Annotated in this window: 17 protein-coding genes and 1 riboswitch; of the genes, 1 reads left to right on the forward strand and 16 read right to left on the reverse strand. The window is 69.9% G+C overall.

The features are described 5' to 3' along the window. Positions 1-2 precede the first annotated feature (2 nt). From glgX to cbiE, 10 genes are all read right to left on the reverse strand, one after another. Complete coding sequence (glgX, locus tag EV667_RS15180; RefSeq protein WP_131836132.1) at positions 3-4178, reverse strand: glycogen debranching protein GlgX; 4176 nt, start codon at positions 4176-4178, stop codon at positions 3-5. After that, positions 4175-5632, reverse strand: a complete 1458-nt coding sequence (gene glgA, locus EV667_RS15185) for a glycogen synthase GlgA (protein WP_131836133.1) — start codon at positions 5630-5632, stop codon at positions 4175-4177. The genes glgX and glgA overlap by 4 nt, the downstream gene beginning before the upstream one ends. Before the next feature lie 51 nt (positions 5633-5683). Then, positions 5684-6952 (reverse strand): glucose-1-phosphate adenylyltransferase, encoded by a 1269-nt coding sequence (gene glgC / locus EV667_RS15190; RefSeq protein ID WP_131836134.1) that lies wholly within the window; start codon positions 6950-6952, stop codon positions 5684-5686. Between the two features lie 15 nt (positions 6953-6967). Continuing rightward, positions 6968-9208 carry a 1,4-alpha-glucan branching protein GlgB gene (glgB, locus tag EV667_RS15195; protein WP_131836374.1) on the reverse strand — a complete coding sequence of 747 codons (2241 nt, stop codon included), beginning with the start codon at positions 9206-9208 and terminating at the stop codon, positions 6968-6970. A gap of 260 nt (positions 9209-9468) precedes the next feature. Then, positions 9469-11970 carry a glycogen/starch/alpha-glucan phosphorylase gene (locus tag EV667_RS15200; RefSeq protein WP_131836135.1) on the reverse strand — a complete coding sequence of 834 codons (2502 nt, stop codon included), beginning with the start codon at positions 11968-11970 and terminating at the stop codon, positions 9469-9471. 90 nt (positions 11971-12060) lie between these two features. After that, the gene (locus EV667_RS15205; protein ID WP_131836136.1) at positions 12061-12438 is read right to left on the reverse strand and encodes a DUF423 domain-containing protein; all 378 of its coding nucleotides are present in this window, start codon (positions 12436-12438) and stop codon (positions 12061-12063) included. Then, complete coding sequence (locus EV667_RS15210) at positions 12435-13769, reverse strand: cobyrinic acid a,c-diamide synthase CobB (RefSeq protein ID WP_131836137.1); 1335 nt, start codon at positions 13767-13769, stop codon at positions 12435-12437. The genes EV667_RS15205 and EV667_RS15210 overlap by 4 nt, the downstream gene beginning before the upstream one ends. Before the next feature lie 136 nt (positions 13770-13905). Continuing rightward, positions 13906-14664, reverse strand: a complete 759-nt coding sequence (cobM, locus tag EV667_RS15215) for a precorrin-4 C(11)-methyltransferase (RefSeq protein ID WP_131836138.1) — start codon at positions 14662-14664, stop codon at positions 13906-13908. Beyond that, positions 14661-15059, reverse strand: coding sequence for a cobalamin biosynthesis protein (locus EV667_RS15220; RefSeq protein ID WP_091435872.1), 399 nt, complete (start codon positions 15057-15059; stop codon positions 14661-14663). Before EV667_RS15220 ends, cobM begins: the two co-directional genes overlap by 4 nt. Then, on the reverse strand, positions 15056-16327 hold the full coding sequence (gene cbiE, locus EV667_RS15225; RefSeq protein ID WP_131836139.1) for a precorrin-6y C5,15-methyltransferase (decarboxylating) subunit CbiE: 1272 nt from the start codon (positions 16325-16327) through the stop codon (positions 15056-15058). The genes EV667_RS15220 and cbiE overlap by 4 nt, the downstream gene beginning before the upstream one ends. On the opposite strand from cbiE, the gene EV667_RS15230 reads away from it, so the two are divergent. Then, on the forward strand, positions 16326-17108 hold the full coding sequence (locus tag EV667_RS15230; protein ID WP_131836140.1) for a cobalt-precorrin-6A reductase: 783 nt from the start codon (positions 16326-16328) through the stop codon (positions 17106-17108). The genes cbiE and EV667_RS15230 overlap by 2 nt on opposite strands. 155 nt (positions 17109-17263) lie before the next feature. Here the strand turns inward: EV667_RS15230 and EV667_RS15235 are convergent, their stop codons facing one another. The 6 genes from EV667_RS15235 to cobW all read right to left on the reverse strand — a co-directional run bounded on the left by EV667_RS15235 (position 17264) and on the right by cobW (position 25298). Further along, entirely contained in the window at positions 17264-18025 is a 762-nt protein-coding gene (locus tag EV667_RS15235) for a precorrin-3B C(17)-methyltransferase (protein ID WP_131836141.1), read from the reverse strand. Further along, positions 18025-18759 carry a precorrin-2 C(20)-methyltransferase gene (locus EV667_RS15240; protein WP_131836142.1) on the reverse strand — a complete coding sequence of 245 codons (735 nt, stop codon included), beginning with the start codon at positions 18757-18759 and terminating at the stop codon, positions 18025-18027. Before EV667_RS15240 ends, EV667_RS15235 begins: the two co-directional genes overlap by 1 nt. Next, a complete protein-coding gene (locus EV667_RS15245; protein ID WP_131836143.1) occupies positions 18756-19391 on the reverse strand; it encodes a precorrin-8X methylmutase in 636 nt (211 codons plus the stop codon). Before EV667_RS15245 ends, EV667_RS15240 begins: the two co-directional genes overlap by 4 nt. Further along, positions 19392-20600 (reverse strand): precorrin-3B synthase, encoded by a 1209-nt coding sequence (cobG, locus tag EV667_RS15250; protein ID WP_131836144.1) that lies wholly within the window; start codon positions 20598-20600, stop codon positions 19392-19394. Further along, positions 20597-24106 carry a cobaltochelatase subunit CobN gene (gene cobN / locus EV667_RS15255; RefSeq protein ID WP_131836145.1) on the reverse strand — a complete coding sequence of 1170 codons (3510 nt, stop codon included), beginning with the start codon at positions 24104-24106 and terminating at the stop codon, positions 20597-20599. The genes cobG and cobN overlap by 4 nt, the downstream gene beginning before the upstream one ends. Before the next feature lie 124 nt (positions 24107-24230). Next, positions 24231-25298, reverse strand: a complete 1068-nt coding sequence (cobW, locus tag EV667_RS15260; RefSeq protein ID WP_131836146.1) for a cobalamin biosynthesis protein CobW — start codon at positions 25296-25298, stop codon at positions 24231-24233. Between the two features lie 115 nt (positions 25299-25413). After that, positions 25414-25622: riboswitch (cobalamin riboswitch) on the reverse strand. Positions 25623-25742: the final 120 nt, after the last annotated feature.

Here is a 25742-nt window from a genome sequence, read left to right on the forward strand (position 1 = left end):
CGTTACGGCTCCCCGCCGCGCTCGCCCGCCATGGCGGCGAGCGCGGTCTTGGCGCGCGGGCTATCCATCACCGCATCGAGCGGAAGCGATAGCCGGCGCCGCCAGTTCGGCCGCTCCTTGTCCGTGCCGGGAAGGTTCACCGCCACCGTCTCGCCGGCCAGATCGTCGAGCTGCGCCAGCGCCAGCCCGGCATGGGTGCGGGCAACGAAGGCATGGATTGCCCCCAGCAGAGCATCGTCCAGCGGCGCATCGACCGCCGGCAGCGCGGTGATCAGTTCTTCCTTCAGCAGCGCCGTGCAGATATGCCCGCGCTCGGCCGCGCGCTCCACCAGCCCTGCCGCATAGGCGTCCGCGTCCAACAGTCCGAGCGCATGGCGTTCATCGAGGTCCGCGCCCTCCCACCACCCCGCCAGCGTGGGCAGGTCATGGGTGGAGACGCAGGCCGCCGCCAGTGCCGGGTAGTCCTGCGGTGGCGTGAACACCCCGGCCTTCTGCTCGAACCACAGCACGCGATAGGACAGCATGCGCTCGGCGTTGAGCTGGTCGCGCATGCCGAAGGGCACGGTGCCGAGATCCTCGCCGACGACGAGGCACTTCGCCCGCGTGCTTTCCAGCGCCACCTGCGCGGCCAGCGCCTCGAAAGGCATGGCGAGATAAGCGCCTTCCGACCCGCGCGCGCCATCGGGGATGAGGAACAGCCGGCGCAGCCCCATCACATGGTCGATCCTCAGCGCGCCGGCATGGCGCATATTGGCCTCGACCAGCCCGGCATAACGGCCATAGCCGTCGCGCTGCAGCGCCAGCGGGTCGAAAGGCGGCAGGCACCAGTTCTGCCCTTCCGGCCCCAGCGGGTCGGGCGGCGCGCCGATGGTGACGCCCGCCATCAGCATGTCCGCATCGGCCCAGGCCTCGGCCCCATCAGGCGCGGTGCCCACGGCGAGGTCGCGGTAGAGGCCGAGTGACAAACCCGCCGCTCGCGACCGCTCCGCCGCGCTGGCCAGTTGGCGGTCGGCGATCCATTGCTGCCAGAGCGCGAAGCGGAACGCCTGCGAATGGGCGCTGCCGAACGCCTCGACCGCCGCACTACCGGCGAGGCTCAGGCCGTCCGGCCAGTCGCGCCAGGACGTACCCGGGTAGGCGCCGGCAATGGCCTGAAACAAGGCGAAGCGTCGCAGCGCCGCGCCGCCCTCGGCGACGAAGCGGTCGAAATCCGCGTCGGGCTGTCGCTCGAAGGCGGCGAAAGCGATCCTGAGTGCCGCCTGCTTGGCCGCCCAGACGCCCTGATAGTCCACCGCGTGCCTGGCGGCGACGCCCGCAAATCCGGCGAGGTCGGCGCCCAACACGGCGACGTCGATATAGATCGGGTCGAGAAATCGCCGGTCGGACGGCGAATAGGGGCTGGCCCGCTCCCGGTCGTCGGGGAACAGCGCGTGCAGCGGGTTGAGACCGACCGTGCGCACGCCCGCCTGCGCCGCCCGCACCGCAAGCTCGCCCAGCGCGGTGAAATCGCCGATGCCCTGGTCGGCCTCGCCCCGCCGGAGCGTGTAGAGATGCGTGCCGATGCCGGACAGGCGCCGCCCGCCCTCCAGTTCCGGCGGCAGGTAGCAGGCTGGCGGGGCGACAGTGAGCCGGCATTCGGCCGCGCCGAGCCGCAGCACATGCCGCCCCAGCGGCAGTTCCGGCAGGGTGATCGCGCGCACCAGCGCCAGCCGGCCGTCCGGTCGCTCGACGCTCCGGCGCGTACCATCCTCCGGTCGCACGGGGAAGTCGATCTCCTGCCCATCCTCCAGCCGAAGATGGAGGTCGAGCCGGCGCGGCGCCTGCGCCGCCTCGCCCGCCAGCATCAGCAGCGGCGCCACGCCTTCGCGCAGAACGGCGGCAAAGGGAATGTCGCGGTCGAAATGCTGTGCGGAAAGTAGGGCGAGGCTGTCGCACGCCTCGCCATGGGTACCGGCCGGCAGCCGCAGCGCGGCGAGCAGCGCCCGCTTGGTATCGTCACCCACCTTCTGCGGCGTGCCGTCCGCCGCGAACCACTTGGCGTCAATACCGGCCGCGGTGGAGAGCTTTGCCAGCAGATCGGAATCGGCCACGCGGCGCGGCGCCGTCGGCAGTGCGTCTTCCGTGAGGATCAGCACCGCGCGCGGCGCCACCTCGCACCCCTCCTCCGCCGTCTCTTCCGCCTGCCTGTCGGGCTGTGCCGTATCGGCCGCCACCCGCCACACAAAGCCGTCGCGCGGCACCGGCAAGGCAATCGCCTGCACGCTGTCGGACGCGTTGAGCGCAACCGCGACTCGGTCGGCGGCCTCGCCACCGGCCTCCGGCGCATAAAACACCGCCACCAATGCGCGCGTGCTGCCGTCGTTCCAGCGCACCGTGCCCCCAGTGGGGTCGCGCCAGTCGACATCGGCGATGCCGCTGCCATCGACCGGCCGCCCGGTCAGCGGTGCCTCGCCGCGCAGGGCGCGATGAGCGAGCCGCAGCTTGACGAGGCGCGCGGTGAAGTCGGCCAGCGCGGCATCGGTCTTCGACCAGTCGAGCCAGGTCAGTTCGTTGTCCTGCGCATAGGCGTTGTTATTGCCGGCCTGCGAGCGCCCGCACTCGTCGCCCATGGTCAGCATCGGCGTGCCGCGCGCCACCAGCAGCGTCGCCAGCAGGGCCCGCACATCGCCGCGCCGGGCGGCGTTGACGGCGGCATCGTCGGTCCAGCCCTCGACGCCGTGGTTCCAGCTCACATTGTTGTCGGTGCCGTCGCGGTTGTGCTCACTATTGGCCTCGTTGCGCTTGTCGGCGAAGGCGACGAGGTCGGCCAGGGTGAAGCCGTCATGGGCGGTGACGAAATTGATGCCACGCGAGAGCGGGCGGTGGCGCCCGGCGAAGATGTCGGAGGAACCCGCCAGCCGCGTCGCCAGCTCGCCCGCCACGCCTTGATCGCCGCGCCAGAAATGCCGAGCCGTGTCGCGGAAACGGTCGTTCCACTCGCCCCAGCCGGGCGGAAAATGCCCGACCTGATAGCCGCCCGGCCCGATGTCCCAGGGCTCGGCGATCAGCGCGAGGTCGCGCAGCTGCGGGTCCTGCTGCATGGCGGCGAGAAACGGCGCCTCGGGGTCGAAACCCTCCGGCCGTCGTCCCAGCGTGGCAGCGAGGTCAAAGCGGAAGCCATCCAGCCCGCAGGCCGCCCAGCGCCGCAGCGCGTCCATGCCCAGCCGCAGCACCGGCGCCCGCTCAAGTGCCAGCGTGTTGCCGGTGCCGGCATCATTGATGAGACGCGAGGGGTCGTCGCTCGCGTGGCGGTAATAGGTGGCGTTGTCGAGCCCGCGCAGGCTCAGCGTCGGACCCAGCGCGTCGCTCTCGCCGGAATGGTTCAGCACCACATCGAGCACGACGGAAATCCCCGCCGCGTGAAGCGTGGCGATGGTGCGGGAAATCTCCTCGAAGCCGCCCGGGGCAAGGCGCGGATCGGGGGCACCGAACAGCACGGGGTTATAGCCCCAGTAATTGGTGAGCCCCAGCGGCGGCAGATGGCGCTCGTCGATCCACGCCATGCACGGCATGAGTTCGACGGTGGTGACGCCGAGCCGCACCAGATGGTCCAGCGCTGCCGGCTGCGCCAACGCTGCGAAAGTGCCGCGCATCGCGGCAGGAATGGCGTCATGGCGCATGGTAAAGCCGCGCACATGCAGTTCGTACAGCACCTGCCGGTCCCAGCGGAAGGGCGGCCGCGACACTGCCACAGCGCCCGCTTCCGGCATCACGATCGCGGGCGGCACAACAGCTTTGGGCATGGCAAAGGCGCTGTCGGTCTCGTCCCGCTCCGCCCCGCTGGCGCGGGTGTCGAACATTGCGGCATCGAGCCGGAACGGCCGGTCGAGCCGGCTCGCATAGGGGTCGACCAGCAGCTTGGCAGGGTTGAACCGATGCCCTTCCTGCGGCGCCCACGGCCCGGCCGCCCGCAGGCCGTAGCGGGCGCCGGCCGGCACGCCGGCGATATGGCCGTGAAACACATCCCCCGTGCGCTCCGGCAGCACGAGGCGGGCGATCTCCGCTTCGCCCGCCGGGTCGAACAGGCAGAATTCGATGCGGGTGGCATTGGCTGAAAACACCGCCACATTGACGCCGCGCGCATCGGCGGCGACGCCGAGCGGTTCCGGGCTTCCGGCCGAGACGGTGACGTCGCTCACCCCGCCCGCTCCGCCGCCAGCGCCCGGAACAGCGTGTCGTACTGGCGCGCCGCGCGTTTCCAGGAAACGTCGGTCGCCATGGCGTTGCGCTGCAGCTTCTGCCACAGCGCCGGGTCGCCCCACAGGCCTGCGGCTCGCTTGAGCGCCATCTGCAAGGCCGGCGTGGTGACGGGCGCGAACTGGATGCCGGTGCCGACCCCCGCCGAGCGCGCCATCTCATTGACATCGATCACCGTATCGGCGAGCCCGCCGACCCGCGCCACCAGCGGCAGCGCGCCATAGCGCAGCGCGGAGAGCTGGGTGAGGCCGCAGGGCTCGAAGCGCGAGGGTACGATCAGCATGTCCGCCCCGGCCTGAATGCGGTGGGCGACGCCCTCGTCATAGCCGAGTTGCACGCCGATGCGGCCGGGATGGACATGCGCCGCACCGGCGAAACGCCCGGCCAGATCCGCGTCGCCCGCCCCGAGCAGCACGAGCTGCGCACCGAGGCCGAGCAGCGTGTCGAGGCTCTCCGCCAGCAGGTCCAGCCCCTTCTGCCAGGACAGGCGGCTGACCACGCCGAACAGCAGCGCGCCGGGGTCCGGGTCGAGCCCGAACGCCTCCTTCAGCGCCACCTTGTTGGCCGCGCGCGCCTTCAGCGACTTCGCATCGAAGGGTTTGGCGATCAGCGTATCGGTGGCTGGGTTCCACCCCGAATCGTCAAGGCCGTTGAGGATGCCGGTGAGCAGATGGCTTCGCGCGTTGAGCAGCCCATCAAGCCCCATGCCGGCCTCTGGCAGCAGGATTTCGCCGGCATAGCCCGGGGAAACCGTGGTGATGCGGTCGGCCAGCTGGAGCCCGGCCTTGAGGTAGCCGACCATGCCGTAATACTCGACCCCGTGCAGGCCGAAGGCGTGGGGCGGCAGGCCGAGCATGCCGAACTCGTGGGCGGGGAACTGCCCCTGAAAGGCGATGTTGTGGATCGTCATGACTGTGCCGGGCCGCCGTGTGCCGGCATAGTAGAGATAGGCCGGGGCGAGGCCTGCCTGCCAGTCATGGGCGTGCACGATATCGGGCACGAAGCCCGGCACCAGCCCGAGCCCGATGCCGGACGCCACCGCGCCCAATGCCGCGAAGCGCCGCGCATTGTCGTCCCAGTCGAGCCCGTCGGGGCCCATATAGGGTCCGCCGGGCCGGTCATAGAGATGGGGTGCGTCGATCACGAACAGGTCGAGGCCGCCGGCGCGCCCGTCGATCAGTGTCGCCGGCCCGCCGAACAGGTCGTCGAAGCGATGCACCGCCTCGCGCGTGCCGAGCGACGCCAGCACCATGGGATAGCCGGGAATGAGGGTGCGCGTTTCCACCCCATGGTGCCCCAGCGCGGCCGGCAGGGCGCCGGCCACATCGGCGAGGCCGCCGGTCTTCACCAGCGGAAAGACTTCCGAGACGACGGAAAGAACCTTGAACGATGCCACGCCCGATCCCGAATCCTGAAATGAAATGAGCGGACGACGACCGTCCGCGCCTTACAGCGCCAGCTTGTCGATCATCGTCTGGGTGATGAGGCAGATGCCCTTTTCCGTCCGCCGGAAGCGCTTGGCGTCCAGCTCCGGGTCCTCGCCGACGACGAGCCCATCGGGGATGCGGACATGCGAATCGATCACCACGTTCTTCAACCGGGCCGAGCGGCCGATCTCGACGTAAGGCAGAATCACGCCGTTCTCGATAGCCCCGTAGGAGTTGATCCGCACGCCGGTGAACAGCAGCGCCCGGCGCAGCGAGGAGCCGGAGATGATGCAGCCGCCCGAAACCAGCGAGGAGGTCGCCAGACCACGCCGCCCCTCGTCATCATGCACAAACTTGGCCGGCGGTGTGATCTCGGCATAGGTCCAGATCGGCCAGTCGCGATCGTAGAGGTCGAGCTCGGGAACCACGCCGGTGAGGTCGATATTGGCCTCCCAATAGGCGTCCACCGTTCCCACATCCCGCCAATAGGGCGCCGTCTCCTGGTCGGAGCGCACGCAGGAGCGCGAGAAATGATGCGCCGAGGCGGTGCCGTTCTTGACGATGTAGGGAATGATGTCCTTGCCGAAATCATGCGTCGACAGCGGGTCGGCGGCATCGCGGCGCAGCTGGTCGATCAGGAACTTGGTCTCGAAGACATAGATGCCCATCGAGGCCAGCGCCTTGTCCGGCCGGCCGGGCATCGCCGGCGGGTCCTTCGGCTTTTCCAGGAAGGAGATGATGCGGTCCTTCTCGTCGACATGCATGACGCCGAAGGCGCTCGCCTCCTCCCGCGCCACTTCCAGGCAGCCCACCGTCACGTCGGCGCCCGTGTCGACATGCTGCTGGAGCATGATCTCGTAATCCTGCTTGTACACATGGTCGCCGGCCAGGATGATGATGTGGCGGGTGTCATAGGCCTCGATGATGTCGAGGTTCTGATACACCGCGTCAGCCGTCCCCAGATACCACATGGTTTCCGAGACGCGCTGGCTGGCCGGCAGCACGTCGAAGCTCTCATTGCGCTCGTGGCGTAGGAAGTTCCACCCGCGCTGCATGTGCCGGATCAGGCTGTGCGCCTGATACTGGGTGGCGACGCCGATGCGGCGGATGCCGGAATTGATGGCGTTGGAAAGCGTGAAGTCGATGATCCGCGACTTGCCGCCGAAATAGACCGCCGGCTTGGCGCGCCGGTCGGTCAACTCCATCAGGCGGCTGCCACGGCCACCGGCGAGAACATACGCCATCGCGGAGCGGGCCAGTGGTGCGTTCGGTAGGGTCGGCCGTGCCATGTCGCGTCGTCTCCCTCAGTTCTGGTTCTGCTTTGGTCCATCGGCCGTGTCGGTGCGGCTTTCCGGTTCCCATTTGAAATAGAGCGTGGCGAGCGGCGGCAGCACAAGCGACGCGCTGGCTGCAAGCCCGTGCGCCGGCGCGTCGACCGCCGTCACCTCGCCGAGATTGCCCATGCCCGAACCGCCATAGAGCGCGGCATCAGTGTTCAGAATCTCGCGCCAGCGCCCGGTGCGCGGGAAGCCGACGCGGTAGTCGGTGCGCGGAACGGGGGTAAGGTTCGCCACCATCACCACAGGGGCGTCGTCCCCGTCGCCATAGCGGGCCCAGGCGAACACTGACTGGCTGGCATCGTCGACGACGATCCAGCTGAATCCCTCCGGCTCGCAGTCCCGGGTGTGCAAAGCCGGCATCTCGCGGTAGACGAGGTTGAGGTCGCGCACCAGAAGCTGCATGCCGCGATGGTGCGGACCCATGCCGACCAGGTGCCAGTCGAGCGAGCGCTCCTCGCTCCATTCGCCGCGCTGGGCGAATTCCTGGCCCATGAACAGCAGCTTCTTGCCGGGATAGGCCCACATCATGCCGTAGCCGGCGCGCATATTGGCGAAGCGCTGCCAGTCGTCGCCCGGCATGCGGGTGAGCACGGTGCCCTTTCCGTGCACGACCTCGTCATGCGAGATCGGCAGCACGAAATTTTCCGAGTAGAGATAGGTGAAGCCAAACGTCAGCTTGTTGTGGTGCCAGGGGCGGTAGATCGGCTCGGTCGACAGATAGTCGAGCGTGTCGTGCATCCAGCCCATGTTCCACTTGAAGCCGAAGCCCAGCCCGCCGGCGAACACCGGCTGGGAAACGCCGGCCCAGGACGTGGATTCCTCGGCGATCACCACCGTGCCGGGATGCTCGGCATAGATGATCTCGTTGGCCCGGCGCAGGAACGACACCGCGTCCTTGTTGTCGTTGGAGCCATCGGGGTTGGGCGACCATTCCCCGTGCTTGCGCGAATAATCGAGATAGAGCATCGAGGCCACCGCATCGACGCGCAGCCCGTCGACATGGAAACGGTCGAGCCAATACAGCGCGTTGGCGATCAGCATATTGGCCACTTCGCGCCGGCCGAAATCGTAGATCGCCGTATTCCAGTCCGGGTGGAAGCCGCGCTGCGGGTCGGAATGCTCGTAGAGCGGCCCGCCGTCGAAATGCGACAGCCCGTGAATGTCGGTAGGGAAATGCGCGGGCACCCAGTCGAGGATCACCGAAAGTCCCGCCTGATGCGCCTTGTCGACAAAGCGCGCGAAGCCGGCCGGTTCGCCAAAACGGCTGGTCGGCGCGAACAGGCCGATTGGCTGGTAGCCCCAGGAGGCGTCCAGCGGGTGTTCGGAAATCGGCAGCAACTCGATATGGGTGAAGCCCATCCACTGCACATAGGGAATCAGCTGGTCGGCCAGCTCGTCATAGGTAAGGAAGCGGTTTTCCTCGCCGCGCCGCCACGAGCCCAGATGCACCTCATAGGTGCTCATCGGCTTGCGGCGCGCCTCGCCCTCGGCGCGGGAGGCGATGTGGTCGGCATCGCTCCACGCGAAATTATCGGTGCGCGCCACAATCGAGCCGGTCGCCGGCCGGTACTCGCCGGCGAAGCCGAACGGATCGGCCTTCAGCGGCAGCAGCCTTCCGTCGGCGGCGACGATCTCATATTTGTAGATCGTGCCCTCGCCGACGCCGGGCGCGAACATTTCCCACAGCCCGCTGTCGACGCGCTTGCGCATCTGGTGGCGGCGCCCGTCCCACTGGTTGAAATCCCCGACCACCGAGACCCGCGCGGCGTTCGGCGCCCAGACGGCGAAGCGCACCCCGTCGATGCCCTCATGGGAATCGGGATGGGCACCAAGTCGCTCATAGAGCGTGCGGTGGGTACCCTCGACCAGCAGATGGTCGTCGAGCGGGCCGAGTACGGGCGCGAAGGAATAGGGGTCGTCGATCAGCCACTCGCCACCCTCGTTGCGGGCGCGAAGCCGGTAGCGGGCCCAGGCCGGGCGGCCGGGCACCAGCCCCTCGAAGAAACCGGCGCCGTGGCGAAGTTGCAGCACGGCGATCGCCGTGCCGTCCGGCTCCATGGCCTCCAGCGTCCGCGCATCAGGAACGAAGGCGCGCAGGACCAGACCTTGCGGCGTCACATGCGGGCCGAGCAGCGAGAACGGGTCGTGATGACGGCCTGCGACGAGAGCGTCGACCTCGCCTTCGGGCGCCTGCCACGGATGCATCACTGCCAACCCTTCCTGAGCCTTAAACACCGGGGACAAGCCCCGTGCACAGTGAAGGTTCCTCTACCGCCAGCACAAAGTCCACACGTCGCAGCCACATAACGCGGCATCAGGTAAATGCCGCCCTACCAGCAAGGCGCGGGCGAACGGGAACAGCCCGTGCCTCGGCAAAATGCCGCTCGCGACGGGCTGAGGCCATTGGAGAAAAGCCGGCAAATGGAACGAGGCCGCCGGCAATCAAGCCGGCGGCCCGCCTCCCGTCAGCGGAGCGTCCGCACCGGGACGTTCCAGATATCCTTGGCATATTCGGAAATGGTTCGGTCCGAGGAGAACCAGCCCATATTGGCGGTGTTGATGATGCTCGACTTCCACCACGCCGGCCGGCTGTTCCAGCGCGCGTCGACCTGCCGCTGGGCGTCCCAATAGGCGTCGAAATCGGTCGTGACCAGGAAGTAGTCGTGGTAGCGCAGGGCGTCGACCAGCGGCTTGAAGCGGTCCGGCTCGTCCGGCGAGAACACGCCGGAGCCGACCGCGTCGAGCACTTCGCCGAGATGCTGCGAGTTGCGGATCGCGCCGGCCTCGTCGACACCGGCGGCGCGGCGCTGCTCGACCTCGGCGGCGGTCAGGCCGAAGATGAAGATGTTGTCGTCGCCGACATGCTGCTTGATCTCGACATTGGCGCCGTCGAGCGTGCCGATGGTGAGCGCGCCGTTGAGCGCCATCTTCATGTTGCCGGTGCCGGAGGCCTCCATGCCGGCGGTGGAGATCTGCTCCGACAGGTCCGCCGCCGGGATCACCACCTCGGCAAGGCTCACATTGTAGTTTGGCAGGAACACCACCTTCAGCAGGTCGCGCACGGTGGGGTCGTCATTGACCACTTTGGCCACGTCATTGGCCAGCTTGATGGTCAGCTTGGCCATCTGGTAGCTCGCGGCCGCCTTGCCGGAGAAGATCTTCACCCGCGGCGCCCAGTTTTTCGTCGGGTTGGCGCGCATCGCGTCATAGAGCGCGATGGTCTCCAGCACGTTCAGCAGCTGGCGCTTGTATTCGTGGATGCGCTTGATCTGCACGTCGAACAGCGCGCCGGGATTGACCTTGATGTCGAGCCGGTCTCGGATGAGCCGGGCGAGCGCCACCTTGTTCTGCCGGCGCACCGCCATGAAGCGGTCCTGCAGCGCGGTATCCTCGGCCATCGCTTCCAGCTTGGTGAGCTGGGAGGCGTCGTCCAGCACGCCCGGCCCGCACACTTCCACGAGCAGATTGGTAAGGCCGGGATTGGCCTGGTAGAGCCAGCGGCGGAAGGTGATGCCGTTGGTCTTGTTGTTCATCCGCTCGGGGAACAGACGGTAGAAATCCTTGAAGACCGTGGTGGTCATCAGCTCGCTGTGCAGCCCGGCCACGCCGTTGATGGAGTGCGAGCCGAGAAAGGCGAGATTGCCCATCCGCACGCGTCTGCCGTGGTCTTCCTGGATCAGCGACACCGCGCCGAGCAGCGCGTCGTCGCCGGGGAACTCGGTCCGCACCCGCTCCAGATGCTTGGCGTTGAGCTGGTAGATGATCTGCATGTGGCGCGGCAGAACCCTCTCCATCAGCGGCACCGGCCAGGTCTCCAGCGCCTCCGGCAGCAGGGTGTGGTTGGTGTAGGAGATGGTCCGCACCGTGATGTCGAACGCCTCGTCCCACTCGATGTCGTTCTCGTCGACCAGCACCCGCATCAGTTCGGCGACGGCGATGGCGGGATGGGTGTCGTTGAGCTGGATCGCCACCTTGTCCGGCAGCGAGCGCACATCGCCGAAGCTGTCGACGTGGCGGCGAATCAGGTCGTGGAGCGAGGCGGCGGTGAAGAAATATTCCTGTCGCAGCCGCAGCTCCTGCCCCGCCGGGGTGGCGTCGGAGGGGTAGAGCACCTTGGAGATCGCCTCGGCCTTCACCTGGTTGACCAGCGCGCCGACATGGTCACCCTGGTTGAAGGCGTCGAGCCGGATCGGATCGGCCGCGCGGGCGGACCACAGGCGGAGCGTGTTCACATGCCGCCCGCGCCAGCCGACGATCGGCGTGTCATAAGCCACCGCCTCCACCGTCTCGGCGGGGTGCCAGACCTGCTTCTTGCGGTCGCTGCTGGTGGCGATCGCCTCGACCGAGCCGCCGAAGCCGATGTCGTAATAGACCTCGGGGCGCTCGAATTCCCAAGGGTTGCCGAAGGACAGCCAGTCCTCGGGATATTCCTGCTGCCAGCCATTCTTGATCATCTGGCGGAACAGGCCGTTCTCGTAGCGGATGCCGTAGCCATAGGCGGCGATGGAGAGCGTCGCCATGCTGTCCATGAAACAGGCGGCGAGGCGACCAAGGCCGCCATTGCCCAGCGCCGCGTCCGGCTCCACCTGCCGCAGTCGGTCGAGATCGACGCCGAGATCGCCCAGTGCCGAGCGCGCCGTCTCCAGCATCTCGATATTGGTCAGCGCGTCGAACAGCAGCCGGCCGATGAGGAATTCCAGCGAGAGGTAATAAACTCGCTTGCGGCCTTCCGAATAAGTCTGGCGCGTGGAGGTGATCCAGCGGTCGACGATGCGGTCGCGCGTGGCGAAGGCGGTAGCAAGGAACCAGTCGCGATCGCTCGCGGCCGCCGGGTTCTTGCCCACCGCATAGGTGAGCTTGGAGATGACCGCCGCACGGAACTTGGCGACCTCGTCACCCTGCGCGGAAATCGGGCGGGCGGGTGTCTCCGGCGTGTCCAGCATCTTCTCATCAACCTCGACTGACATGTGCAGTGTGTGCTCCCGTTGCGGCTTGCCTTCCCTGTGGAACGGGAAGCCGCTGATCTCACCGTTGCCGGATGCAACCTTTTGGCCAACTCAACCGGCGCGAGGTTCCCGCTCAATGGCGGCCAGGGCGAGCACAAGCCATCCGAGGATGAGCATAGTCCCGCCGATGGGTGCGGCCATAGGAAATACCACGATGTCCCAGAGCGCCCGAAGCGCCAGCGTACCGCTGAACAGCACCGTGCCCAGCGCGATGACACCGGCCCCGACGCTGGCGAAGGACCAGCCCGGCCCGCGCACCACGGCCAGCGCGCAGCCTCCCACCACGGCGCTCGCCCCCAGCATGAGGAAGGTGGCGGCCGTGGTCAAATTCGGCGCGGCAGTCATATGCGCGCCCGCTGCCGCCGCCGCCACGCCCGCCGCGCCCATCAGGCCGGCGAGAAACACCAGAAGTCTGCGAAAGGCGTTCATGGCTCTGCTCCGCTTGCGTGGCCGTCCGTGGCGATGACGTGGAAGAAGGTTCCCGAGACCAGCCCCCGGCGTCTGCCCGAAGGTCCCATCCCCTTACCCTGACCATCGCTCAGTTCGACCAGCGGCGCATCGTCGCCGGCTTGTGTGACGCTGGCATAATGGAATTCATGGCCGCGCAGCCTTGTCCCCGCCGGCCCCAGCGGCGAGGCATGAAGCGTCACCGCCTGGCGGTAGCCGAGATTGAGCCGGCGTTTGGCGAAGCTGGTGGCATGGCCGAGCAGCCCGAGCATCGGATGCACCCGCCCTTCCGCATCCTCGATCGACTGGCCCAGCACCATGAAGCCCCCGCATTCGCCATGCACCGGCCGGGTCTGGGCGAATTCCCGCAGCCCGTCGAGGAAGCGGGAGGCGTGCGCGAGCGTTTCCCCGTGCAGCTCGGGGTAGCCGCCGGGCAGCCAGCAAATATCGGCATCGGCGTCAGGCGCCTCATTCGCCAGCGGCGAGAAGGGCAGGATTTCCGCCCCCGCCCGCCGCCAGCCGGCGACGACATGCTCATAGGCGAAGGAAAACGCCACATCCTGCGCCAGCGCGATACGCTGGCCGGGCGGCACCAGCGCCACCGGCGCCGGGCCGGACGCGGGCAGCGGCGCCCCCAGCGCGAGGAGTGCGTCGAGGTCGATATGCTTTTCCGCCCGCTCCGCGAGCGCGGCGAGCTGCGCCGCGAGCGCGGGATGCTCGCCCGCCTGCACGAGGCCGAGATGCCGCTCCGGCAGGCGCACCGCCCCATCGCGCGGCAGACTGCCCAATATCTGGATGCCCAGGCCCGCAATGGCGGCGCTCGCCTGCGCCCGGTGCCGCTCGCTGGCCACCTGGTTGAGGATGACACCGGCGATCCGCACGCGCGGGTCGTGCGTGGCGAATCCCCGCACCACGGCGGCGGCGGATTGCGACTGGCCGGAAATGTCGAGCACCAACACCACCGGCAGGCCCAGCCGGGCGGCGAGGTCGGCCGCCGCGCCGCTGCGCCCGGCCTCGCCCTCGATGCCGTCGAAGAGGCCCATCGACGCCTCGATGAGCACGATGTCGGCCTGCGCCCCCGCCTGCGCCGCCAGCGCGTCGATGAGAACGGGCGGCATGGCGAAACTATCGAGGTTCAGCCCCGGCTCGCCGGTGGCGGCGGCATGGAAGGCGGGGTCGATATAGTCGGGCCCGGATTTCACCGCCCGCACCCGCACTCCGCGCGCGTGCAGCGCCGCCGCCACGCCGAGCGTCACCGTGGTCTTGCCCGAGCCCGAGCGAGGGGCGGCGATGATGAACGCGCGGGCGGTCATGGGCAGCGCTCGGCGTTAGCATCCTTCGAGGCCCGGGCCGTGCCCGGGCACCTCAGGATGACGGAGTTCTTGAAGAGCAACGTCATCCTCAAGTGCGCGCGCAGCGAGCCTCGAAGGATGCCCGGTAGGTGCCCCCTCATTCCCGCCCCCTGAACCGTCGCTGATAGCTCGCGTCATAAAGCGCGCTTTCGCGAAAATGCTCCGGCGCCAGCGTCCGCCCGACCAGAATAAGCGCGGTGCGCTCTACAGGCTCGGCCGCGACCTTCGCGACGATGTCGCCCAGCGTGCCTGAGATCACCCGCTCATCCGGGCGCGACGCCTCCACTACCACCGCCACCGGGCAGTCGCTGCCATAGAGCGGCGAAAGCTCCGCCACCACCTGTTCCAGCGCGTGAATGGCGAGGTGGATGGCGAGCGTCGCCCCCGTGGCGCCGAAGGCGGCCAGCGTCTCCCCCGCCGGCATGGCCGAGGCGCGGCCGGAAACCCGGGTGATGACGAGGCTCTGCGCCAGCCCGGGCACGGTGAATTCGCGCCCCAGCACGGCGCTGGCGGCCGCAAAGGCCGGCACACCGGGGGTGAGCGTATAGGCGATGCCGTGCTTTTCCAGCCGCCGAATTTGCTCGGCCACCGCCGAATAAATCGACAGGTCACCCGAGTGCAGCCGCGCCACGTCGAGCCTGGCCGCGTGCGCCGCGACGAACTCCGCCTCGATCTCGTCGAGCGAGAGCGGCGCGGTATCAACGAGGCGCGCGCCCGGCGGGCACCACGCCAGCACATCCGGCGGCACCAGCGAGCCGGCATAGAGGCACACCGGGCAGCGGGCGATGAGGTCGCGCCCGCGTAGCGTCATCAAATCCGCCGCGCCCGGCCCGGCGCCGATGAAATGCACCGTCACGATGTCTGCGCCTCCTTCTCTGCCTCCCGCGCGAAGGCGCAGGTCACGGGCCCCAGAACGAAGCGCGGCCCGATCAGCGCCGAGCGCCGGCCCGCCACCGCCAGCGCCGAGGCCTCGGCGACCGAGGGCACGCCCATCAGAGCAACCACGCGCTCGGAATGGGTCATCGCCCGCGTGCCCGCTGCTTCAAGCTGGCGCTGCGGCACCATCACCAGCAGCAGCCCGAGATCGAGCGCCGCCTTGATTATGCCGGCCTCGCTGCCCTTGGCCGCCGGGGTCGCCATCAGCGAAATGTCGCACAGCTTCACGCCATGGCGCTCCATCGCCCCGCGCATGGCGGCGCACACCTCTTCGGAGGTGACGCCGCGTCGGCTGCCGATGCCGGCGACAATCATGCGCCGCCCCCCGGCTTGGTCCATGTCCACTGCGTCACCGGCATCGCCGGCCGCCAGCCGGTGAGCCCGCCGACCGGCACCGCCCGCGCGATGGAAAGGCGCACGAGATCGCCGCCCTGCGCGCCATGGCGGGCGATCAGCAGCGCCTCTGTCTCCAGCGTCACCGCGTTGGCGACCAGCCGGCCGCCGGGCCTGAGCGCGGCCACCGCCGCCTCCAGCACGCCGGGCTCGCTCGCCCCGCCCCCGATGAAAATGGCATCGGGGGCGGGAAGGCCGGCTAGCGCGCCGGGCGCCTGACCTTCGATAATCTCCAGCCCCGGCACGCCGAGCGCACAGGCATTGAGCCGCGCCCGCACTGCCCGTTCGGGCCGTTCCTCGATGCCGATGGCGGTGAGCGAGGGATCGGCCAGCATCCATTCGATACCGACCGAGCCTGCCCCGGCGCCGATGTCCCACAAGAGTTCGCCCCGGCGCGGCGCCAGAGCGGAGAGCGTCACCGCGCGGATTTCGCGCTTGGTGAGTTGTCCGTCATGCTCGAACAATTCGTCGGGCAGACCCGGCGCGCGGGGAATGATCCACGCGCCGGGCCCCGCCGCCACCTCGATGGCAAGGAGGTTCAGCGGGTCGATATCCGTCAGGGCGAAGCCTTCCGCCCGCGTCGCCCGCACCCGCTCGCACGGGCCGCCCAGCGCTTCCAGCACGGTCAGCACCGAGCTGCCGAAGCCGCTTGCCGCCAGCAGCCGGGCGATCCCGCTCGGCCCGGCGCCGTCGGAGGTCAGCACCAGCAGCCGCCGGCCGGGGTGCAGATGCGCCCGCACGAGGTCCAGCGAACGGCCGTGGACGGTCAGGCACGTCACCTCCGCCAGCGGCCAGCCGAGGCGGGCGCAGGCGAGACTGAAGGCTGAAGGGGCGGGAAAGGCGCGCATCTCACCCGCCGGCACCTGCCGCGCCAGCGTGGCGCCGACGCCATGCAGGAACGGGTCGCCGGAGGCCAGCACGCAGACCCGCCGACCACGCAGGGCAAGCACCTGCTCGATCCCGCGCGCGAACGGGCTCGGCCATGCGTGCGCCTCGCCCCTCACCGCCGCGCCGGCCAACGCCAGATGCCGGGCGCCGCCGAACACGATCTCCGCCGCCTCCACCGCCCCGCGCGCGACCGGGGCAAGGCCGTCGAGCCCGTCCTCACCGATGCCGACGAGGGTGAGCCAGCACGCCTCGGCCCGCGCGGTAGTTGACGGCTTTGGCGCGATGGTTTCACTGCCGGGCATGACCACACCCTTCTCGATCCGGGAAACCGGCGCCCCGCGCCTGCTCATCCTCGGCGGCACGGCCGAGGCACGCGAACTCGCGGCGGCCCTCGCCGCGCGTAGGGGATTCGACGTCAGCCTGTCGCTTGCCGGGCGCACGCGCAACCCGCTGCCCTCGCCCGCCCCCACCCGCTCCGGTGGCTTCGGCGGCGCGGCCGGCCTCGCGGCGCATCTCAAGGCGGAGCGCATCGACGCGCTGGTCGACGCCACCCATCCCTTCGCCGCGATCATCTCGCGCAACGCGGCGCAGGCCGCGCAGAGCGCCGGCGTGCCGTTGCTCGCTCTGCTGCGCCCGCAATGGCAATGCGAGCCCGGCGACCTCTGGACGCAGGCCGCCACTCTTCCCGAGGCCGTGGAAAAACTCGGCCCCGCCCCGCGCCGGGTGCTGGTGGCGCTCGGCCGCAATGAGGTCCGGGCGCTGGAGGCAGCACCGCAGCACCACTATCTCGTGCGCAGCATCGACCCTGTCGAGCCGCCGCTCGATGTGCCGCAGGCGAGCTATATCGAAGCGCGCGGCCCGTTCGCGGAAGAAGACGAGCGGGCCCTGCTCGCCGCCCACCGCATCGACGCCATCCTTTCCAAGAACAGCGGCGGTGCGGCGACCTATGGCAAGATCACCGCCGCCCGCGTGCTCGGCATCGAGGTCGTGATGGTCGCCCGCCCGGTCCGGCCCGAGGTCGAGACCGTGGCAAGCGTCGGCGAGGTGCTGGACTGGCTGGAAACGCTCCGCCCCGCCCTTTAGCCGTCCGGTCCTCGCCAGCCCCGCCCGCCCGCTCGCCGTCATTCCCGGGTTCGACCCAGGGCGCCACGACTTTGGCGGCGGAAGGGCCAACGGCGCAGAAGACCGGGCCAAGCCCGGACCTGACGCGGCATTAGCGGGCGCACACCCACCCGGCATCACTCGTCCCCGGCGCGGCGCGGGGTGTAGACCAGCGCCGGCAGGCCGGGGCGCTCGACCAGCCGCGTCTCCGGCGAGCCGACGATGATGCAGGTCGCCATGTCAGCCATGTGCCCACGCGCATGGCCGAGCGGCACCACCCGCATGCGTTCGTCCGGCCGGCCCACCGCGCGCCCGAAGATGACAGGCACCCCGACCGGCAGCTCGGCGCGCAATATGTCGAAGGCGGTGTCGAGCTGGTGCGGGCGAGCTTTCGACACCGGGTTGTAGAAGGCCATGGCGAAGCCCGCCTGCGCCGCCAGCCGCAGCCGCTTCTCGATCACCTCCCAGGGCTTGAGATTGTCGGAGAGCGAGATGGCGCAGAAATCATGCCCCAGCGGGGCGCCGCATTTGGCCGCCACGGCCAGCATGGCGGTGATACCCGGCACGATGACAAGATCGAGCGCGCGCCATTCCGCCGGCCCGGCCTCGATCGCCTCGATCACCGCCGCCGCCATGGCGAACACGCCGGGATCGCCGCCCGAGACCATCGCCACCCGGGCGCCGCCAGCCGCATGGGCCAGCGCCGCGCCAGCGCGCACCAGTTCCTCGCGGTTGTCGGAGGGGTGTCGCGCCTGCCCCTCGCGCGCGGGAATGCGCTCCAGATAGGGCTGGTAGCCATAAAGCGCTTCGGCCTCGCTGAGCGCGTCGCTAGCCTCCGGAATGAGGTAGCGCGCCTCGCCCGGCCCGAGGCCAACGATGAACAGTTTGCCCTTGGCCATCAGCGCGTCTCCCAGCCCGGCACTAGCACGATGGCGAAATAGGGCGCGGGGCCGTCCCCCCGCGTCGCCAGCCGCTCGCATAGGCTGCCACTCATCGTGCCACGCTCGACATAGAGCGCCCGCTCCAGCCGTCCGGCAACCGCCAGCGCCCGGCGTATCTTCGGCAAATTGCGCCCGACCTTCATGATGACAGCAGCATCCGCCCCGGTGAGCCGCCGCGCCAGTTCCTCCTCCGGCAGCGTGCCCGGCAGCACGCACAGCACGTCGTCGCCTTGCGCTATCGGGGTGCCGGCCTGCGACCAGCAGCCGGACATGCCGGTGACGCCGGCGATGACCTCGGTGGGGTAGCGATGGGCAAGGCGGACATGCAAATGCATGTAGGAGCCATAGAACAGCGGGTCGCCCTCGGAGAGCACAGCAACTGTGCGCCCGGCGTCGAGATGGGCCGCCACCGCCTGCGCCGCCGCCTCATAAAAGCCCGTGATCGCCGTGCGATAGGGCGCCTCGTCCTTCGGCATTTCGGTTGTGACGGGGTAGCCGAGCGGCAGTTCTTCCGCCCCGATGCGAAAATGGGCGTGGGCGATGGCGCGGGCATGGCTGCCATTGCCGAGCTTGGCGAAATAGGCGACCACATCCGCTTGCCCCAGCGCCCGCACCGCCTTCAGCGTGATCAGTTCCGGGTCGCCCGGCCCGACGCCGACGCCGATCAGCCGCCCACACGAGGTCACGCTCATAGACCCGGTCTCGCCAGCGCGTTCACCGCCGCCGCCGTCATGGCGCTGCCGCCCAGCCTGCCACGCACCACCAGCCAGGGCACGCCATGCTCGCCGAGCGCCAGCGCGTCCTTGGATTCCGCCGCACCGACAAAGCCCACGGGGATACCCAGAATCGCCGCCGGCTTCGGCGCGCCGGCGTCCAGCATTTCCAACAGGCGAAAAAGGGCGGTCGGCGCATTGCCGATGGCGATGACGGCGCCTTCCATATGATCGCGCCACAGTTCCAGCGCGGCGGCCGAGCGGGTGGTGCCGAGCCGCTCGGCGAGTTCAGGAACGGCGGGCTCGCGCAGGGTGCAGATCACCTCATTGTTCGCCGGCAGGCGGGCGCGGGTGACGCCATGCGCCACCATCTGCGCGTCGCACAATATCGGCGCACCCGCTTGCAAGGCGTTGCGGGCGGCACGCACGAGACCGGGGTCGAAATCAATGGCGAAGGCGGCTTCCACCAGCCCGCAGGCATGGATCATCCGCACCGCGACATCCGCCTCGTCGGGCGTGAAGCGGCCGAGTTCGGCCTCTTCGTGGATGATGGCGAAGGAGCGCTCATAGATCGCATTGCCGTCGCGCTCATAGTCGAACGGGGTGGACACTCAGGCCAGATCCTTCTGCATCAGCGCGTGCACGTGGCGCGCGAGTCCGTCGAACGGCAGCACCGCCCGTGGAACATCGCGCGGCGTGCCTTCGACCACGAGACCCGCCCCCTCGTCCAGCCCCACAATGGTCAGCGCTGCCTTTGAGGGGTGCGCGCAGCCTTTTGAACAGCCGGAAACGTGGAGATCGCGCCCATCCAGCAGCGGCGCCAGTTCCGCGGCCAGCTCATGCGTCGCAATCCGCCCCGAGCCGCAGGCGGGCCGCCCGGCGCAGGCATAGACGCGCCGGCGCGGGTCTGTGGCGTCGGTGAGGAAACCGAGCCCGGCTGCCACCTCCCGCAGCCCCCGCGCCGCCTCGGTGGTGAGCCCGACCAGCAGCAGCGCCCGGCCGGCGGCGGGTTCGGCGTGGCGCACCCCGGCCTGCGCCGCCGCCTCTGCCAAAGCCGCCAGCGCCTTCGCCTCGACCTGCCCGAAGGCAAGGCCGACGCCCAAGGCAAAGCGGCCATCGCCCAGCGCATGCCGCCCCACCGGGTCGATGCCTTCATCCGGCGTGGCGGCGGGCGGGGCAAGGCCGAAGACGGTGCGAAGATTCTCGATTTCTTCCCCGGCCACCAGTTCCGCCATCCGCGCCGAGGTGCCTCGCGCGGCGAGTTGCTCCAGCAGCGCGATCACCAGTTCCGCCGCCCGCGCCGGTTCCACCTCTCCCAGCGGCACGCCCGCCAGCGCGACCGAATGCCACCCGGCACCGGCACTCACCGCGATATCCGCCTTCAGCCCGCCGAGCCGGAAGAGCCCCCCGCCATCCACAACCACGGATGCTTTCGGCGCGAGGCGCGGCACGAGGTGGGCGGCACCATCAGAGATCGCCCGCGCCAGCGGACGCGGGTCAACACGGCCCATCGGGTCGAGCCCGGCCAGCGCGCTCACCTCCACCGGAAACCCCTGCGGCACCTCGATGCCGAGCGCCGCCACCGCCTCAGGAAGGCCCGGCACTGTCTCCGCCCGCAGCCCGCGCAATTGCAGCTTGCCGCGCGCCGTCACCTCGATGATTCCATTGCCGAGTTCGGCGGCGAGCCGCGCCAGCCCGGCGAGTTGGTCGAGGTTCAGCGGCGCCAGAGGCTGAAGCCGCGCCAGCAACCCGTCGCCGGTTTGCATCGGTTCGGGAAGGCTCGGGCAGGCGCCGCGCCTCGGGGTCTCGACAGCACTCATTCCGCCGCCTCCCCTGCGAGGTGGGCGAGATCGGCCGCGACATCGTTGCGGCGCGGGTGCCAGAGCCCGTTTTCCCGCGCGCCCTTGAGCCGGCCGGCGACGAACTGCGCCGCCTCGGGCGAGGCTTCGATAAGGAAATCACGCATCTGAACATCGCCGACATAGGCGGCATGAAGCGCGTCGATCAGATGGCCTGGCACGGCGCGGGTCGCCTGCGCAAAGCCGATCAGCCGGTCCACAGTCTCGGCGATTTCCGCTGCCCCGCGCGGCCCGTGGCGCTTGAGCCCGTCAATATAGCGCGGGCTGGTGCGGCCCCTCACAAGGCGGGCGAGCGCCGTCTCCAGCGGCCGCGCCACCGGCCGGGCGGGGTCGGAAGTGTCGAGCACCACGATATCCGGCGTACGGCCCAGCATTTCCGCCGCCGCCGCGAAGCCGCCGAGGAAAGCGAGGTCGGCATCGCCCTCCAGCAGGTCGCGGCCGGGATCGTCGGCGCCATGGACCAGCAAATCCGCCGTCGCCACCCGGGCCGCGAACCCCTCCGCCTGCCGCGCAATGCCCTCCGGGCCGCCATAGGCGTGCGAGGCACTGGCGAGATAGGCGGCGCCCAGCGCCTCCCGCTCGATGCCGCCCTTGGCCCTCTCCAGCCCGGCCCCATAGGCCCCGGGCGCCGTGCCGAAGATGCGGGCCGCGCCCTCGCCCGCCGCCCGCAGCGGGTTCTCGTCCTCGGTTTCCTCGCGCCGCGCCACCGCGCGCAAAGCGGCGTCAATGAGCGCGATCTGCGCCGGAAACAGGTCGCGGAACAGCCCCGAAATGCGGAACGTGACATCGACGCGCGGACGCCCCAGCGCGGCCGGCGGCAGCACCTCGATGCCGGTGACGCGGCCCGAACCGGGGTCCCACACCGGCCGCGCGCCGATCAGCGCCAGCCCCTGCGCGATTTCCTCGCCGCCGGTGCGCAGCGTGGCGCTGCCCCAGAGATCGAGCACCAGCGCGCGCGGCCAGTCGCCATGTGCTTGCGCATAGGCGCGCAGCACTTCCTCCGCCGCCAGCCGGCCGAGGTCCATGGCGGTGGGGGTCGGCAGGGCGCGGGGGTCGCTGGTGAAGAGGTTGCGCCCGGTCGGCACCACGTCCGTGCGCCCGCGCCCCGGCGCGCCGGCAGGCCCGGCGGCCACGCGCCGCCCGTCCAGTGCCGCCAGCAGCCCGTCGCGCTCGGCCTCCCCGCAGGCGCCCCGGCCATAGACATGGAAACCGTCCTTAAGCCGCATCTCCTTGATGTCGCAAAGAAAGGCGTCGATCTGCTTGAGCGCCTCGTCGGCATCCGCCCCGGCGTCGAGCCCGGCATCGCGGGCGAGCCCGGTGCGGGTCGCCTCCTCGACGATCAACCGGGCAAGGCGCTCGCGGCGGCGGCGGTCGAGCCCGTCGGCCTGCGCATACTCGTCCACCAGACGCTCCAGCGCGCCCAGTTCATCGGCAAGCCCGGCCTCGACGGTCGGGGGCGGGAGATGACCAAGCGTCACCGCTGCGATCCGCCGCTTCGCCTGCGCCGCCTCGCCGGGATTGGAGACGATGAAGGGATAAGCCACCGGCAGGGCGCCGAGCACAAGCTCGGGGAAGCAGCCACGGGTGAGCGCCACATGCTTGCCCGGCAGCCATTCCAGCGTGCCGTGCGCGCCCATATGGACCAGAGAATCCGCTCCACCTTGCAGCCACAGGCCGAAGGCCAGCAGCCCATGACGCGGCGGAAGCGCGGGGTCGTGATACTGCGCCCGCCGCTCGGCAACCGAACCACGCTCCGGCGCCAGCGCCACGGCAACATTGCCGAAGCGGGCGGCGCGGAAACGGAAGGCGCCGTCGATCACATCCGGGTCGTCCTCCGCCGGGCCCCACGCCGCCTCAACCGCCGCCACCGCCTCGGGCGGAAGGGCGGAGAGGTGCGCGCGGTAGGCGGCGAGGGCGAGAGAAGCAGGCGCTGCGCCATGGCCGGCCTCAAAATATGTCATTCCGGCCGAAGGCGAAGCCGCAGAGCCGGGATCGTGCGCAAGGCCAGGATCGCCTGACGCCTCGGCGCTGGCCGCGATCCCGGAGCGGCCGCTGGCCGTCCGGGATGACGGTGGCGTCCGATTCCCGCCCTGCACCACCTCCACCAGCCCCCGCGCATCCGCTGGTATCCCCTCCACCCGGTAGCCGGCCGCGCTCAAATCCTCCAGTAGCGCGAGAACGCTCGCCGGCACGTCGAGCCCTACCGCCCAGCCGGTGCGGCCGGGGGCACCGGCATAATCGGGCATCAGCACGGTGAGGCGCCGCTGCGCGCGCGGCAGGCGTTGCAGCCGCGCCAGCGCAGCGACCCGGTTGGCGATCTGCTCCACCCGGTCCAGCTCGGGCCGGTTCGCCAGCGCCGCGAAGCCCGGCACGGCGGGTGTTTCCTCCGGCGCCTTGAAAGAGAGCGCGCCGGCCATTACCCGCCCATCCAGTTCCGGCAGCACCACATGCATGGCGAGGTCGGCGCTGGTGAGCCCACGCGCGCCCTCCGCCCATGCCTCGCGCCTTGTCGTGGCGACCACCGCCTGCAGCACCGGCACGTCAGGCCCGTCGAGCACGGTCGCCTCCCCGGGATCGGCGGCAGCGAAGGCGGTGAGGGTGAGGATGACGGCCGGCTCCATGCCTGCCAGCGCCCCTTTCAGGAAGGCGATGGAGCTCGGCTCCTTGAGGCTGGCGACGAAGATCGGCCGGGGGTCGAGCCCCCGCGCGACCAGCGCGGCGCACAGTGCGTCGACCGGCGCCGTATCGCCCGCCAGCGCCATGGAGCGGTAGAAGATAAGGGGGATGGCGGGACGGGCCCGCTCAGCGCCCCCCTCGTCCCCGGGCTTGACCCGGGGCCCCAGTTTTTCCGCGAGGACCGGTCGGGACGGCTGGGTGGCCGGGTCAAGCCCGGTCGTGAGGAGGGAAGCACCGCCCCCTTCATAAAATCCCGCCAGCGGCAACGCTGCGGGCGGAGCGGCATCCATCTCCCGGCCTGCATGTCCGGCGAGAACCCGCAGCAGCGCGCCCATATTCGCCGGCCCGCCGGCCCGGAAATAACCTAGCAGCGCCGCCAACTCGGCCGCTTCCAGGGTCGAGGCCTCGGCAAGGCGAGGGTCGTCGCGGTCCTCGCCCGGCAGCACCGCGAGCGCGAAGCCGCGCGCCCGCGCCTCGGCCGCCAGCCGGTCGACGCCATAGCGCCACCAGTCGAGCCCGCCGAGCAGCCGCACCACCACGATGCGGGCTCGGGACCCCACCTTGTCGACCCACAGATCGACCGACATCGGGTGCCGGAGGTCGCGCAGATTGGCCAGCCGCAGGCTCGGCAGCCCGGCCCCTCCCTGCGGCGCCTGCGCCATCGCGGCGGCGAGCGCGCCGAGGTCGCTGTCGGCGAAGGACACCACCACCATCTCGCCCGGCGTCTGGCCGAGATCGACCGGCTCGACCAGATCGTCGAGGCTGGAGGAGGTGGTGGTGAGGATATGCATGGGGTGGCGGCTCTCCTGAAATCGTCATCCCGGCCGAAGCGCAGCGCAGAGCCGGGATCGGTTGCCGTTCATGCCGGCTGGCGATCCCGGATCGGCCTCGCGGCCGTCCGGGATGACGGGAGGCTCACGCCGCCACGCTCTCCCCGGCGAGGATCGCCTCCACCTTCGCCCGGTCCAGCCCCTTCAGGCCGATGGCGACGAGGCGGCCGGTGCGGGCGCCCGTGCCCCAGGGCCGGTCGAAATGATGCGCCACGCGCGGGCCCACCGCCTGCACCAGCAGCCGCATCTTCTTGCCGGCGACGGGCAAAAACCCCTTCACCCGCAGCACGTCGGCCTCGTCCGCCGCCCGCGCCACCCGGGCGGCGAACTCGGCAGGGTCGGTGATCTCCGGGACATCGACGACGAAGCTGTCGAAATCGTCATGGTCGTGGTCGAGCTCGTCATCGTGATGGGTCTTGCGGTTCTCGATGTCGTTCTCGGTGCCGACGCCGAGGCCCATCAGGATTGCCGGGTCGATCCGCCCGTCGGTCACGCTCACCACCCGCACCCCCTTGGGCAGCTCGGCGTCGAGCGCGGCGCGAGCCTTCGCCTGCGCGGCGGCGTCGATCAGGTCAGCCTTGGTAAGGAGGACGAGATCGGCGCAGGCGATCTGGTCGTCGAACACTTCCTCGATCGGGTCGTCATGGTCGAGGCTGTCATCGGCCGCGCGTTGCGCCGCCAGCGCGTCATGGTCGTGGGCGACGCGGCCGGAGGCCAGCGCCTCGCCATCCACCACCGCGACCACCCCGTCCACCGTCACCCGGCTCTTGATCGCTGGCCAGTGGAACGCCTGCACCAAAGGCTTGGGCAGTGCGAGGCCGGAGGTCTCGATCAGGATGTGGTCGACCTTCGGCTCCAGCGCGAGGATGGCGTCGAGCGCGGGCACGAAATCATCCGCCACGGTGCAGCAGATGCAGCCATTGGCCAGCTCGACGATGTTCTCCTCCGGGCAGGATTCGACGCCGCAGCCCTTCAGGATCTCGCCATCGATGCCGACATCGCCGAACTCGTTGACGATCACCGCGAGGCGCCGTCCCCCGGCATTCTCCAGCACATGGCGGATGAGGGTGGTCTTTCCCGAGCCGAGAAAGCCGGTGACGATGGTGCAGGGCACACGGTCGAGCGCGGCGGGATGGGAATCGGCGACGGACATAGGGCATCTCCACGAGCAACGGATTCGCGGGATGCGTCGGTCGCGGAAAGGAATTCCCGCGCGAAGCCGCGCGCCTGAGCACGGCTCTGCCTGTCTGCCGGGCACCCCGCCGGCACGTACGACCGGACCACCGGCAGGTCTCCTGGCTCGCGGGTCGCTGCCTCGTCGCCGCCTTCCCGGAGAGAATCTCCAGTGGCTTCCGGCTGAGGCTCGCCGCTCACAGTTGCGGGGGCAGCCGCGGAATTGGGGCCCTAAGCATGCCCCGCACCGCATTCCCTCTTCGTCCCTCCCTGGCGGGAGGAAACCGACGGTCGCGGCCACTTAAGGAGGCTTGGCCGGCAATGTCAAACCGAGCTGACCCTGGCGGGCGGTTGCCCGGCTGTCCTCCCCGGCTATAGTCCGCCGCTCGCCGGATCGGCGCCGGTAGCGCTTGGGCAGATATTG

It is taken from the genome of Ancylobacter aquaticus (assembly GCF_004339465.1).
GTDB lineage: Bacteria > Pseudomonadota > Alphaproteobacteria > Rhizobiales > Xanthobacteraceae > Ancylobacter > Ancylobacter aquaticus.

What these genes read in the sequence shown, in the direction of transcription:
- glgC (WP_131836134.1), bottom strand. Translation starts at nt 6,952, where the DNA reads ATGGCACGGCCGACCCTACCGAACGCACCACTGGCCCGCTCCGCGATG.
- glgB (WP_131836374.1), bottom strand. Translation starts at nt 9,208, where the DNA reads ATGCATCCGTGGCAGGCGCCCGAAGGCGAGGTCGACGCTCTCGTCGCA.
- EV667_RS15200 (WP_131836135.1), bottom strand. Translation starts at nt 11,970, where the DNA reads ATGTCAGTCGAGGTTGATGAGAAGATGCTGGACACGCCGGAGACACCC.
- EV667_RS15205 (WP_131836136.1), bottom strand. Translation starts at nt 12,438, where the DNA reads ATGAACGCCTTTCGCAGACTTCTGGTGTTTCTCGCCGGCCTGATGGGC.
- EV667_RS15210 (WP_131836137.1), bottom strand. Translation starts at nt 13,769, where the DNA reads ATGACCGCCCGCGCGTTCATCATCGCCGCCCCTCGCTCGGGCTCGGGC.
- EV667_RS15220 (WP_091435872.1), bottom strand. Translation starts at nt 15,059, where the DNA reads ATGATTGTCGCCGGCATCGGCAGCCGACGCGGCGTCACCTCCGAAGAG.
- EV667_RS15230 (WP_131836140.1), top strand. Translation starts at nt 16,326, where the DNA reads ATGACCACACCCTTCTCGATCCGGGAAACCGGCGCCCCGCGCCTGCTC.
- cbiE (WP_131836139.1), bottom strand. Translation starts at nt 16,327, where the DNA reads ATGCCCGGCAGTGAAACCATCGCGCCAAAGCCGTCAACTACCGCGCGG.
- EV667_RS15235 (WP_131836141.1), bottom strand. Translation starts at nt 18,025, where the DNA reads ATGGCCAAGGGCAAACTGTTCATCGTTGGCCTCGGGCCGGGCGAGGCG.
- EV667_RS15240 (WP_131836142.1), bottom strand. Translation starts at nt 18,759, where the DNA reads ATGAGCGTGACCTCGTGTGGGCGGCTGATCGGCGTCGGCGTCGGGCCG.
- cobG (WP_131836144.1), bottom strand. Translation starts at nt 20,600, where the DNA reads ATGAGTGCTGTCGAGACCCCGAGGCGCGGCGCCTGCCCGAGCCTTCCC.
- cobN (WP_131836145.1), bottom strand. Translation starts at nt 24,106, where the DNA reads ATGCATATCCTCACCACCACCTCCTCCAGCCTCGACGATCTGGTCGAG.
- cobW (WP_131836146.1), bottom strand. Translation starts at nt 25,298, where the DNA reads ATGTCCGTCGCCGATTCCCATCCCGCCGCGCTCGACCGTGTGCCCTGC.